This is a genomic window from Azovibrio sp., from assembly GCF_049658005.1.
Classification (GTDB): Bacteria; Pseudomonadota; Gammaproteobacteria; order Burkholderiales; family Rhodocyclaceae; genus Azovibrio.
In genome coordinates, this window is record NZ_JBASOH010000008.1 from 36,323 (window position 1) to 48,946 (window position 12,624).

The 12,624-nt window shown below is 54.9% G+C and carries 12 protein-coding genes and 1 tRNA gene; 5 read left to right on the forward strand and 8 right to left on the reverse strand.

Annotated elements, in window-relative coordinates:
• Position 1: 1 nt before the first annotated feature.
• Positions 2-1,150, forward strand: coding sequence for an ankyrin repeat domain-containing protein (locus tag WBH99_RS00800; RefSeq protein WP_424218197.1), 1,149 nt, complete (start codon positions 2-4; stop codon positions 1,148-1,150).
• Positions 1,151-1,423: 273 nt separating this feature from the next.
• Complete coding sequence (locus tag WBH99_RS00805) at positions 1,424-2,197, forward strand: GIY-YIG nuclease family protein (protein ID WP_424218198.1); 774 nt, start codon at positions 1,424-1,426, stop codon at positions 2,195-2,197.
• A 315-nt stretch (positions 2,198-2,512) separates the two neighbouring features.
• Here the strand turns inward: WBH99_RS00805 and WBH99_RS00810 are convergent, their stop codons facing one another.
• From WBH99_RS00810 to WBH99_RS00845, 8 genes are all read right to left on the reverse strand, one after another.
• Positions 2,513-2,929, reverse strand: a complete 417-nt coding sequence (locus tag WBH99_RS00810; protein WP_424218199.1) for a hypothetical protein — start codon at positions 2,927-2,929, stop codon at positions 2,513-2,515.
• 443 nt (positions 2,930-3,372) lie between these two features.
• Positions 3,373-4,908, reverse strand: coding sequence for a DNA primase family protein (locus WBH99_RS00815; protein ID WP_424218200.1), 1,536 nt, complete (start codon positions 4,906-4,908; stop codon positions 3,373-3,375).
• Positions 4,908-5,975, reverse strand: a complete 1,068-nt coding sequence (locus tag WBH99_RS00820; protein WP_424218201.1) for a hypothetical protein — start codon at positions 5,973-5,975, stop codon at positions 4,908-4,910. The genes WBH99_RS00815 and WBH99_RS00820 overlap by 1 nt, the downstream gene beginning before the upstream one ends.
• Positions 5,972-6,226, reverse strand: a complete 255-nt coding sequence (locus tag WBH99_RS00825; protein WP_424218202.1) for a helix-turn-helix domain-containing protein — start codon at positions 6,224-6,226, stop codon at positions 5,972-5,974. Before WBH99_RS00825 ends, WBH99_RS00820 begins: the two co-directional genes overlap by 4 nt.
• Positions 6,219-6,461: a hypothetical protein gene (locus tag WBH99_RS00830; RefSeq protein ID WP_424218203.1), complete on the reverse strand. Its 243-nt coding sequence runs from the start codon at positions 6,459-6,461 to the stop codon at positions 6,219-6,221. The genes WBH99_RS00825 and WBH99_RS00830 overlap by 8 nt, the downstream gene beginning before the upstream one ends.
• A gap of 119 nt (positions 6,462-6,580) precedes the next feature.
• Positions 6,581-7,372 carry a hypothetical protein gene (locus WBH99_RS00835; RefSeq protein WP_424218204.1) on the reverse strand — a complete coding sequence of 264 codons (792 nt, stop codon included), beginning with the start codon at positions 7,370-7,372 and terminating at the stop codon, positions 6,581-6,583.
• Positions 7,369-7,659: an AlpA family phage regulatory protein gene (locus WBH99_RS00840; protein WP_424218205.1), complete on the reverse strand. Its 291-nt coding sequence runs from the start codon at positions 7,657-7,659 to the stop codon at positions 7,369-7,371. The genes WBH99_RS00835 and WBH99_RS00840 overlap by 4 nt, the downstream gene beginning before the upstream one ends.
• 301 nt (positions 7,660-7,960) lie before the next feature.
• Positions 7,961-8,935: a tyrosine-type recombinase/integrase gene (locus tag WBH99_RS00845; protein ID WP_424218206.1), complete on the reverse strand. Its 975-nt coding sequence runs from the start codon at positions 8,933-8,935 to the stop codon at positions 7,961-7,963.
• A gap of 85 nt (positions 8,936-9,020) precedes the next feature.
• Here WBH99_RS00845 and WBH99_RS00850 point away from each other — a divergent pair.
• The 3 genes from WBH99_RS00850 to WBH99_RS00860 all read left to right on the forward strand — a co-directional run bounded on the left by WBH99_RS00850 (position 9,021) and on the right by WBH99_RS00860 (position 12,614).
• A tRNA-Val gene (locus WBH99_RS00850) sits at positions 9,021-9,096 on the forward strand.
• A gap of 126 nt (positions 9,097-9,222) precedes the next feature.
• A complete protein-coding gene (locus WBH99_RS00855) occupies positions 9,223-9,528 on the forward strand; it encodes a hypothetical protein (RefSeq protein ID WP_424218207.1) in 306 nt (101 codons plus the stop codon).
• Positions 9,529-9,719: 191 nt separating this feature from the next.
• The gene (locus WBH99_RS00860) at positions 9,720-12,614 is read left to right on the forward strand and encodes an adenosylcobalamin-dependent ribonucleoside-diphosphate reductase (RefSeq protein WP_424218208.1); all 2,895 of its coding nucleotides are present in this window, start codon (positions 9,720-9,722) and stop codon (positions 12,612-12,614) included.
• The last annotated feature ends 10 nt before the right edge of the window (positions 12,615-12,624 follow it).

The following is a 12,624-nucleotide window of genomic DNA, read 5'->3' on the forward strand; positions in this document are numbered from 1 at the left end:
TATGAGTTTGTTTCTTGAATTTCAAAAATATTATCCAAAAGACTGGAAGATTATTTCAGATAGCATGGGCTATTTTTGTGCTGCAGATAACGTCAAAGGTATTGATGAGCTTGTTGAAAGGTTTTTTTCGACCCCTCTTACTGTCAGGTTTCTTGAGGGCGATATAGCAAACTCTTCTTTCAATGAAGATGATATTGATGTAAATAAGCTCATTTGCCCTTTTTTATATGCGTTGAGTTGTAAGTCGTTTAATGTATTTGAAAGATTGGTGACTGTTACAGGTAATGCTAACCTGCAAACAAGTTTTCCGGGAGATACTGCTATCCTTCCATTATTGTACTGGGCAATAGTTACTGAAAATCTTTCAACGGCGAAATTTCTACTTGTAGCTGGGGCAAATCCGAACGGAAAAATCGTTTCAGGTGATGGTGAATTTGGCTTGGCAACCCAAGTTGAGGATGAGGAAACTATTGATCTATTGTTGGATTATGGGCTGGCTTTGACAATCGAAGATTTGATTACTATGATTCTCAAGTTCAATGATTTCAATGACTCTCAGAAAAAAGCCATATTAAAATCTCCCGGTGTTTTAACTGATGTTCGTAAGGCTGATGGGGTGAGCGCTTTGCATTTAGCGTGTCAAGGTGAGCGCTATGAGATTGTCAAATGGCTTGTTTCGCAAGGTGCACCAGTGAATTTGCTTGATGGAAATGGAAATGCTCCATTGGCACATGCAACTACTTCAGGCAACAAAAAAATTATCGAATTCTTGTTGTCTCATGGTGCGGACCCCAGCCAAAGCACACTACCGCTTGATATAAAGCCGCTTATCGAAAGGCTTGATATTATAGAAGAGCGTTTAGGTGTTCGTTTTGAAAGCATTAAGGCTACGAGATCAAAAAGATTTAAAGAAGATGTTTTTTTTGATTACTTGGTTGAAGTTAATTTTGATGTGATAGCGGTTGATGGGCTTCTTGAGCGCGCATTTAAGATAGTTCTTTCAGCTTACAATGAGGCTGGGGAGCTTATTGAAACCGAATCGACTTTTATAAACAATGATCATTTTTTGGGGATTGAGTCGATTAAGCTCTCACTAGCATGTAAGGAGGCTCCAGCAAGATACAGACTCTATCCGGCTAATGCTATTTAGGGATTATCTGAACAAGTCTGAATTTCTTGCCGCCGCTTGGTGTAAATCATTGATTCGACAAAGCCCTGGTTTTCTGTGTAGCACTTATTCAGACAATCCCTCCCTATTGTGGGTGGTATCGTTGCCTAAACGCTCCCTTTGTTTGAATGGGTTAACGTTGACAACACGGAATCTAGTGCGTGATGGAATTGAGTTTTTTCACTAAGCCGAAAAACACAATGAATTCTTGCAAGGCTGCAAGGCACAGGGTATTTAATAAATTGGATGCATATCATGCGTGTTAGTTACATCTATGTTCTTTCCAACAACTCAATGCCCGGTCTTTTGAAGATTGGGCGAACTGATAGATCACCTATAGATCGAGCCAAAGAACTTAGTACGACTGGCGTGCCAACGCCTTTTGTTTTGGAATATTTTTTACCAGTTGAAGATTCGGTGCTGGCTGAGTCACTTATTCATAAACATCTTGAAGAAATAGGGTGTAGAGCAACCCAGAATCGAGAGTTTTTTGAATTGACTACAAATAATGCAAAAAAAATAATTGAACAGGTTCTAGGTTTAGAGATAGGCGCAAACGAAGGTGTAGCATCAAGATCAGATTTGCTTAATGAACTTGAACAACTTAATGTTCCGTGGAGCGCATCGCTTACACATGAAGAGGCATGGCATTTAAGTGAGAGGTTGGCAGAACTAGCTCAACGGGGTTTGCCAGAGGCAATGCAAACAGGTGCTAGGGTTTTTAGAATGTGTTGCAAATGGCCAGCTAAATATAGGGAGTTTAGTCAAAAATATTTCAGCATGGCTTTGAAAGAGTGTCAGCAAGAGCCACTATACGGCATGGGTAGGCGCTTGAGGGCTGAGCTTGGAAAAAATATAGCTAACCATCTTGAAATACTAAGTGATAACAATTGGATTGCCGAAGACGACTTTTCGTATGTTTCAAGTTTTTTGGTATCAGGCGATCAGTTTATATACGAAGGCTATATTGCCGAAGTTGAAAAAACAAGCTTCGCAGAAGTAATTAAACAAAGAGCGCTGAATCTCTAATTTTCAAAATACAAAACAAGCTGTTTTTTGGGCGCTTGAACACTCGGCAGCTTCGGCATTTATTGGGGAAGTTCAAAGTAGTTTCGTTAGATTGGTTATGAGCGTGAATTGACTTGTCACCCCATCAACCGCTTCACACTATCCAACCACTCGACCAAAGACGTGTCTCGACACCGCGCCCCATCCTTCAACGCATTCCGAGACACGGCAGCTTTGCCGGCTGGGGTCTTCGGCCCGGGGTTTTTCACGCGCTCCCATGGCTTGTTCTCCAAGTTCCAGGCTCGCATCTTCTCGGCATAACGGAGCCGCATCGCCTCAGACCACGCCATGATTTCCACCAATGGTGTGAGTTACTGGCTTTTGCGGTTGCATTGCATGGACAGCGCCAAGGGCTTGGATTAGCACTCTCTGCGTTGCCAAGCCCACCTTGATGAACTCGTTTGATGCCGCCACGGTCGAGGCCGTGGTTGATTTCTGGAATAGGCGCGTTGCCGTCGCTTCGAGCAAACAAATTTGACGGGCTAACGTGGCTTTGATTTCGGCTTCCGGCGCGCCCTCGATTTCGGCATTACGTCGCGCCATTTCCTTGAAAACTGAACCCGGTAACAAAGTCGCGGCTGGGTCCAGGATTGCGGCCAGGGCTATGGCTGCAGCTTCGTCTGGGTCTGACGGCAAGGGCGGCGCTAACCGCTTTTGCGCTTCGATCCTTTCGGCTTCCCGCTTCTTGACCATGTCACTTCTGAAGGTGTGACTAGTTGATGCCGGGGTTACGGCGTTCTGGGTGTTTGAATGCATTCTGGATAATCTCGAGATTTATTGGGTCATACAGTAGTTTATACAGCACTTCTAAGATTCAGGCCACGATTCCGGCCACGGTGGCCACGATCCGGCCACGGTTTTCAAACAATCGTGGCCGGGCTAAAGCCTTGTCCCACAAGGGTTTCCAAGGGGGCTGCCACGATGCCACGATTTTTAGGCCAAATCCTATATATATAAATTCCGCTGTGTCTCTACAAGGTGTGTATATTGGGGAGAGGGAGAGAGAAATCTATAGGACTAATTTAATAAATAATCGTGGCATCGTGGCCGGAACTACTGGAAACCCTTGTGGGACAAGGGTTCCAGCCCGGCCACGATTGAAAATAATCGTGGCCGGATCGTGGCATCGTGGCCGGCTAGAGCAGATCGATTCCATAGAAACCGACCCCCCGGGCACCTTCACACCGGACCTTGCCCCCTGTCGATACTGCCCCAAGCTTGACCAGCCTCTCGGAAAACCCCTTGCCGCTCATTAACTTTTGCATGTTTTGAGATGCGCCCCAAACCAGGTAGGCTTGAAACAGGGTCTGGTGAAGCGTAGGACCGTAACCCGGCCCGACCTTGCATTCAGCCTCGACGAACTGGGCCACTTGGTCCGAGTCCTTGAACCACTCAGCGAGCGCCGCCTGCGACGATGCAGGCCGCGTGAAGCCACCCCGCTCATAAACCCCCAACAAGGCTTGCAAGGCTGCAACCATGATCCCGGGCAACTCCTTCAACAGCTTGGCGGTCAGTGACGCGTCACGTTCAGATTCACTAAACTTGCGATTGAACGGAATCACGATGGTTCTACGGGCCATGCCGTCGCTCAGGTCGCGGGTATGAGGCATGGTATTGGTCGCGGTCCAAAGCGTGGCGTAGGGTTTGAACTCGAAACCGTCACGACCTTTGAATTCACCTGATACCAAATCGCCGGCTGTGAATTGCTTCAGGGGACCGTCCCGAAGCGATTCACCTACGCTCATCTCAGGAACGAGGTTGATCAACTTGCCGCGCAAGGAAGCATTAACGAACCGGTCACCCAGGCGGGCTAGGGGTTGGGCTGCAGCTTGCTCCCTGCCCACAAGGTACAGCAGCACCTCCAGCAAGACAGACTTGCCGTTTGCGCCACCACCCACCAGCATCAGGAAGACAGGGAATGGGCAGGCTTGCAATAGGCTGTAACCAATTAGCTCCAATACAACGCGAATCTTGTCAGCACGGTCCCTATCAGGCTCGAACACTTCGTCCAGATATTGCATGAACCGTGGGCATGCTGCGTCAGGTTCATAGGGCACTGGAACCTGCGCCGTTAGATAGTCTTCGCGGCGGCTCTCTCGCAGCAGCCAGGCGCTGCCCTGACGTTCCAGGGTGCCATTCAGGACATTGATCCGGTCGGCGGCGGGTTCGTCAAAGTTGGCCCCAGCCTTGAAGCAGGTCGTAGTGGCAACTCGGGTCACAGACTCAACCGCGTTCGCAGTAATCCGGGTTTGACCTTCCAGAACTCGCTGCACAGCCTGCCGGACCTCCTGCAAGTCGATTGGCTGCCACAAGCCCCGGTCACGCCAGGCCCAGAACCCACCGGGGGCGTGGATCAGGTTTCCGTCGCCGAATTCTGCAAGCACTTCCCTTGCATAGTCCAGGTCGTCCTTGCGGTCGTCCTTTGCCGATGGAATATCGCTGCCGACATCAGCCTTTAGCCCAGCCACGGTGCAGCCAAGCAGCTTGGCTGCCAGCTTCATCAGCGGATCACGGGCGTAAGACTTCAGTTCCGGATCGAGGTTGAAGTCGAGCACCAGACCATAGACGGCGTCGCGGTCACCCTCACAAGCGTTTAGCGCGGCTTCCCAATCTGCAGGCGTTCTGACGAAATGGGCGGCGGCATCGATGCTAATCATAGATTCAATTGTCATTACAACCCCCTCATGTCGTTAAGACTTGCCGATTCCGGAAAGATCGAGCGCACCCCGCCCACCGAAAATTCATAGCAGGGGTTTCCATCCGTGTAGCGGAACATTTCACGCAAGGCAGCCTGTCGCTTGGCTGCAGTCCCATACCTGGCCCCATCACCTGCATGGTTCTGGATTAGGCCCGCGCACAGGGTCAAGAGCGCGTCCTCAGCCAAGCCCAGGGCGTGGGCTGCCGTGCATAGCTGAATGCATATCTGATTGAACCCGGCAGATTCCCGTGGCTTGATAAGGCCGGCCCCCAGCGCCAGCAACGAGGGGGGCAGAGCAGCGCCCACGGCCTTGCATCGTACTTGCAGAAGTTCAGCCGTCTTGCTGGGGTTCCGCTTGGCACGTTTGGCAGCGCTTGCCGTTACCTTGTCCTTGGCCGTGCAGTACATCAGGGCAAGGCCTGAGCAGAGTTCAGGGGCAGCCAAGGGTGGGAATGGTCGTGGTGCAGAGACAAGCGCGGCGTAGGTCTCAGCCGTAACCCCCAAGGCTTCGGGCACAGTCAAAGGCACCTTGAAATTCCCATTCTCGCGCCTCCTATTTGGTACCCGCCACATCCGGCCTTTTCTGCAGGAATAAACCCTGAGGTCAAGGGTATCAACGAACAAACCGTGGGCAACCTCTTTGTAAATGGCGGGCAGATTTACCACGCCCTCAGCAGGAACCCGGGCCATGAACAATGCTTGGGGGATTTCAATATGAAAACCCTTGGAACCGGAAGCAAAGAGCCTGCAGGCTTCCAGATCAACACTCAATGCTTGCAACTTGCCAAGGAGGCCCCTGAACTGCTCGCAAACCTCAGCGATATCTGGGGAATCGAGGTCGAAATAAGCCGGCCCGCTGTAATGGGTTGGGGTCGTGTCGTCATACGCGCCCACGATTCCAAGAACGGTTCTGCATTCAGGCGGTTCAGAGGATTGAAGCTGCCCGGTTAGCGCCCCCGCTTCAACCTCAAGCCAATGGGTTGGGCCGGTTTGCTTGAAGTAATTTCCAGACAGCGGAATAAAGGGGTCGAAGCTGTTCATTTGTCACCTCGACGCACGAGCATGTACACAGCCTGTTTATGCTTGCGGCCTTCAGAATCACACAACCACCTCAATTGCGTATCAATGAAATGCCCAGCCCTACGCAGTTCCATGACTCGACCGCTTGGATGGAAGATGCCCAGTATGTCGCGGGCGTCTGACGTGCTCAGCCCGCCAAGTTCTTCAAGGGCTTCGAGCAGTTTCTCGCATTGCTTGCGCTTGCACTGTTCTGGAATGTCATGGTTAAGCATGGCAGATACCCCGCTCAACACCACGCTGGATAGCGCGCTTATACATGCCCATTTCGTGCTGAATGTTCGAAAGCTCTAACAAGGCTGTACGTTGCAGGCACAAGATGCCCTTGTCTTCGCCTTGATACTCGACGATTTCCATTAACACTTCGCGGTCGCGTTCGAGCATAACGGTCAAGGCTTCGAGGCGTTCGACGGGGTCAAACAGTTTTGCACTCACTTTGAATTGTTGCATTTGTAGCTCCTTGAACAAGGGCTAGCACCATTGCTAAACCCTTGGTCGCAGGTTACTAAAGCTAGAATCTCGGATAACCAATAAGGATATCCGTGCAAACTATCCGGGATAATGAAGCTTCAAAGGTCGCGCACCGCCTCTGCACCTTGCTTATGCTGGTCAATTAAAGTCTTGCAATGCCTAATGAATTGGTCGCGTCGTTCAGTTCTCAAACTAGCAGTTTTAGTTTCTGGGTAATGGTGGATTGCTTCATCGCGCAGAACCTTTATTAGATAGCTTTCGCTTAGTGGTTGATCGCCAAACCAATAAACCAGCAATTCAGCAATGACGCTGCTAGAAACTGCAGACCATTCTGTGTACTCGACTGAACGATCCAGGGCAGGCTGCAATATGCTTTTAAGTTCATCGTATTGCCCCTGCACAATATCCCGACTTGCGCGCTTATCCAGAACCTCCGTTACTTCCGTCGCAGCAGCACCAACCCTGCGCCCACTATCCGCCAGCAATTCAGTAAGCTTGGCGATGATCTGGGTCAGGGATTCATTCTTCGCACGTTCCGAAGACACAACAACCTGCAGCGCTTGCCGCTCTCCTTCCAAACACTTGGCCTTCTCCACCTCAGCCGCCAGCCTGCCCGCAACATCTTGTTCTTCAGGACTAAGGGCTGGGGACAAGCAGGCCAAGTCATTAAGCACGTCTTGGAAGACCACACCACCAACATGCATTTTTTGCTGCAACATCTTGCCAATGCTTTGAGCACCTAAGGCGATGCCGTAAAGCCTTGCCGAGGTTTCCAGGGTTTCGCGTTCCCGCGTCCCAATCGAGCACGCTAGGCCAGACCATGCCGGCGTCTCCAACCAGGCCAGCATCGCCCGTGCGTCTTTTTTCATTTCGTTCGAGATAGGCATCATGCGCCCCCCACTGCAACTGAACGAGGAAACAACCGCGCCGCCAATTCATCGGGGCATGCCTCGAACAAGGCTTGGAGGTCATCCGGCGCTGCAGCATCAAGCGCGCCCACGTCTTCAACCACGGCACGCGACAACAGCCAGGCGGTAACATCTTCGCGCCGCCAGCCCACGTGCCAGCCATCATATTTAATCGGGGTTGGAAACTTGCCGGTTGCAACATACCGGCGAAGGGTTGAGCGCGGCATGCCAGCCATAACGCTGGCTTGGTCTTCTTTGAGTAATTCCATTTGATTTTCACCTACCGAGAGAGGGGAAGCGCAACACCTGTCTTCCCCCATTGGGGGTTCAAGGTGTTCGGTAGATTCCAAGCTACCGCGGCTTGCCGTTTGTCTGAATTGCTCAGAACGAGTGGGTGCTCTCAGGTTGGGTCGGTTGGGGCGGTACTTAGCCCAGAGGAACAACCCTGATTTCGAACGAGCACCTTATATACACGTCGAAACCTTGCTGCCCTCTACCTGCGCGTGTTTTGCAGGCAGAGGAATTATAACCAGAAAGCCTAGCGATTGAGCATTAATTATTGCGCCAGGGTTATCCCAACTTTCTGGCCAGGTCACCCGCATCAATTGACACGTAACGCTGCAGCATGTTTGCTGAGGCATGGCCCGAGACGGCGCGCAGTTCCAGTACGTTGAAGCCCAACCGCGCCATTCTGGTTAAGGCGTCATGGCGTAGGTCATGGAAGCAAAAGCCCTCGATACCAGCCCGAACCACAGCACGCTCGAAGGCTTGGCTAAGGGCTGAGACAGTTACCGGGAAAACCTTTCCGCCAATATCCCTTGGCAGTGCGCGAAGCATGGCGATGCACTGGGGAGAAAGCGGTATGGTTCGACCGCCCGTCTTGCCGGAAACCTTAGCCACGCCCTTGACCAGATCCACGCCTGACCAGGCCAGATTCAGAATCTCGCCACGGCGCGCTGCAGTCTCCAATGCGAAGAACGCTACCGGCTTGATCCACGGGTTGCTGCACTGAGCGCATGCCGCCATCAAGCGCTCTCTTTCATCACCAACCAGAACGCGGTCACGGGCTGGGTTGCTGGTGGGCTTGCGTACTAGGCTGGCTGGGTTGGTACTCAGGCCAATACCCCATTCCTTGATTGCGACTGAGAAAACGTGACTGATCAAGTTCATTTCACGGGAGACAGTGCTACCGGAAACTTCCCGGAGACGATCATCGCGCCATGCCGCCAGGACTTGCCCGGTAATAGAAGCAACTGAACGCTTGCCGAGTTTGGACCGTTGAAGTTGTTCGAGTCGATAGCGTTCTTTATCCGCGCCTCGTTTCATGGCTGTTACTTCGCGCCCGTAACGGTCCAGCAATTCACCGAAGGTTGTTTGTTCAGCGGGTGCGCGGTCAGTCCAGGTGCCGGCGTCCATTTCCCGCTCTTGCAATCGCGCCCACTTTTCAGCGTCTTTCATGAGGTCAAAAGACTTGTACTGAGTCGGGAAGCCTTGCCGTTTTACGACCGCTTGCCAACGGTCACCACGTTGCCTAATCGTTGCCATTTCCTGCTCCAAGGTGTCAGCAGGGTGGCAGCAGTAGTGACCGGGTTAGTCAGTAGTGGATAAAGTCCTTTGTTATCATGCAGATGGGTGCTTAGCTCAGTTGGTAGAGCGTCGCCCTTACAAGGCGAATGTCGGCGGTTCGACCCCGTCAGCACCCACCAGCACCCATCAGAAGCACCCATCAGATAAAGCCTGCTAATTCAATGAGTTAGCGGGCTTTTTCTATTTCGTCTGGCGTCTTTTCGCCGACTTCAACCGGGACGGCACGCTTTCTGGCGTGGGTGAATGTGGAAACCGGTGCGCCCGCGCGCATCAAGGCCGGGCTGACTGCCGTGGTTCCCCGGTACGCTCGGACGCGCCATCACCTGTGCGCAACGCTGGATACCGTGCTGGTCAAGGCGCGTTACTGGCTGTGCCGGGCAGGTGCCGCGCTGAACGAGGGCCAGGTAAAGCTGCTCGACCGCTTGCTCGATGGTTTCGAGGGTAAATTCACCCGCAGCCAGTGGGCTGCCATCACCCAATGCTCTCCCGATACCGCGCTGCACGACATCACGCAATCGCTGGAACTGGAGGGGACTGAAGAAATTTTCTGACGGCCGGAATTTTTTTTGCCCCCTTCGGATCGCCCCGTTTTTCGCGCCCTTTCAGGCACATGACAAAAAAGCCATGCAAGAGCAAATACCCTATATTTAGTCAACTCGTTGCAGTACACCACTACATGTAGTAGCTTTGCACGCCATCGGAACAATACCTACCCAACACGAGAGACTATCAGGAGTGCTGAATGAGCCAGGCCGCCGAACAACTTTCCCTTGCTGAAATTCCTGCCGCACCGGCGATTCCTCCCCTGCCCGAGCAGGAGATTTCAACCGAGGTGCTGATCGAGAAATATGCCAAGGGCAATGAGATCAATGTCCACGACGTGCGGCGCCGGGTGGCGCGCGCCCTGGCCGCCATGGAAGCGGAAAAAGACCGGGCTCACTGGGAAGCACGCTTGCTCTGGGCCCAGGAAAACGGCTTCGTGCCTGCCGGGCGGATCAACTCCGCCGCCGGCACCGACCTTGCGGCGACCCTGATCAACTGCTTTGTGCAGCCCGTGGGCGACTCCATCGTCGAGACCACCGATGGCCGTCCCGGCATCTACACGGCGCTGGCCCAGGCGGCCGAAACCATGCGCCGCGGCGGCGGCGTCGGCTACGACTTCTCCTCCATCCGCCCGAGCGGCGCCCAGGTGAAGGGCACCCAGTCCCGCGCCTCCGGCCCCGTCTCCTACATGCGCGTCTTCGACCGCTCCTGCGAGACCGTGGAATCCGCCGGGGCGCGCCGGGGCGCGCAGATGGGCGTCTTGCGCTGCGATCATCCGGACATCGAGGATTTCATCCACGCCAAGGACAAGGGCGACCTGACCAACTTCAATCTCTCCATCGGCGTCACCGATGCCTTCATGCAGGCCGTCGAGGCCGACGGCCTGGTCGAACTCACGCATCGGGCCGAGCCCAATGCCGACATGCGCCGGGCAGGCGCCTATCTGCGCGAGGATGGCCTTTGGGTCTATCGCAAGGTGCGGGCCCGCGACCTGTGGGATCAGGTGATGAAATCCACCTACGACCACGCCGAGCCCGGCATCTTGTTCCTCGACCGGATGAACAAGGACAACAACCTCAATTACTGCGAAGTGATCGAGGCCACCAACCCCTGTGCCGAGCAGCCTCTGCCGCCCTATGGCTGCTGCTGCCTGGGTTCGGTCAATCTCACCTTGTTCGTGCGCGACCCCTTTTCCGACGCGGCCGATTTCGATTTCGAAGCCTTTGCCGAGGTGGTGCGGGTTTCCATCCGCATGCTCGACAACGTGCTCGATGCCACCCACTGGCCCTTGCCGCAGCAAAAGGAAGAAGCCGCCAACAAGCGCCGCGTCGGCCTCGGTTTCACCGGCTTGGGCGATGCCCTGGCCATGCTGCGCCTGCGCTACGACCGCCCCGAGGCCCGCGCCATGGCCGCCCGCATCAGCGAATTCATGCGTGACACCGCCTATCTCTACTCCGTCGAACTGGCCAAGGAACGGGGCGCCTTCCCCCTCTTCAATGCCGAGCTCTACCTCTCCGGTGGCAACTTCGCCTCCCGTCTGCCCAATGCCATCAAGGCGGAAATCCGCAAGTACGGCCTACGCAACTCCCACCTGCTCTCCATCGCCCCCACCGGCACCATTTCGCTCGCCTTCGCCGACAATGCCTCGAACGGCATCGAGCCGCCCTTCTCCTGGACCTACAGCCGCAAGAAGCGCATGCCCGACGGCACGCTGAAGGAATACGCGGTCGAGGACCACGCCTGGCGCCTCTTTAAGCACCTGGGCGGCGATGTCAGCAAACTGCCCGATTACTTCGTCACCGCCCTGGAAATCTCCGCCGCCGCCCACAAGGACATGGTCGCTGCGGTCGCTCCCTACATCGACACCTCGATCTCGAAGACGGTCAACGTGCCGGCTGAATACCCTTACGAGGAGTTCCAGGACCTCTACATGGACGCCTGGAAATCCGGCCTCAAGGGCCTGGCCACCTACCGGCCCAACAGCATCCTCGGCGCCGTGCTTTCCGTCGAACCGAACAAGAGCGAAACCGCCGACGACAGCGCCAAGTCTCCCCAGGACTTCGTCGCCGATGCCAACCGCCGCCTCTCCATCAAGCACCTGCCCGCCCCGGTGCTCTCCAGCCTGCGCTGGCCCGGCCGTCCCAACCTGCCCGAAGGCAACCTGTGCTGGACCTACATGGTGGATTCGCCGATCGGCAAGTTCGCCCTGTTCGTCGGCCATGTCGATTCCGAAGGGCACGCCTGGCCCTTCGAAGTCTGGGCCAACGGCCCCGCCGAACCCCGGGGCCTGGGTGCCGTCGCCAAGACCCTGTCCATGGACATGCGCGCCAACGACCACGGCTGGCTGCAGATGAAGCTCGAAGCCCTGGCCCGCACCCCCGGCGACGCCTTTGAAATGCCCACCCCGCCGCATGGGGAAAGAAAGCGCATGCCCTCCGTGGTCTCGGCCATGGCCCAGGTCATCCAGTGGCGCTGCGAGCAGCTGGGCGCCTTCAAGCACGAAGGCCCGACGCCGGTGAAGGACGCCCTGTTCAGCGCCCGGGAACCGAAGACCGGCACCGACGGCACGCTGTCCTGGACCGTGGATGTGAGCAATCCCTCCACCAACGAGGACTTCGTTCTGGGCCTCAAGGAAATCACCCTGCCAGATGGCGTCACCCGTCCCTACTCCATGTGGCTGGCCGGCAACTATCCGCGCGCCCTGGATGGGCTCTGCAAGCTCCTCTCGCTCGACATGCGCGTCCTCGACCCGGCCTGGATCGGCATGAAGCTCCGGAAACTGCTCGACTACTCCGAGCCGCTGGGCGATTTCATGGCCTTCACCCCTGGCTCCCGCAAGCAGCAGACCTACCCTTCCACGGTGGCCTACATCGCTCAACTGATCATCCACCGCTACGCCATGCTCGGCATCCTCGACGAAGCCGGCTTCCCCCTGCAGCAGATGGGCATCCTCGAAGCCCCGGAAGACCCCACCCGCAACAAGGTGCTGCCGACCCAGGGCAAGCTCTGCAGCGAGTGCGGCAACCACACCATGATCAGGAAGGACGGCTGCGACTTCTGCACCGCCTGCGGCGCCGTGGGAACCTGCGGCTAAACGCTAAACG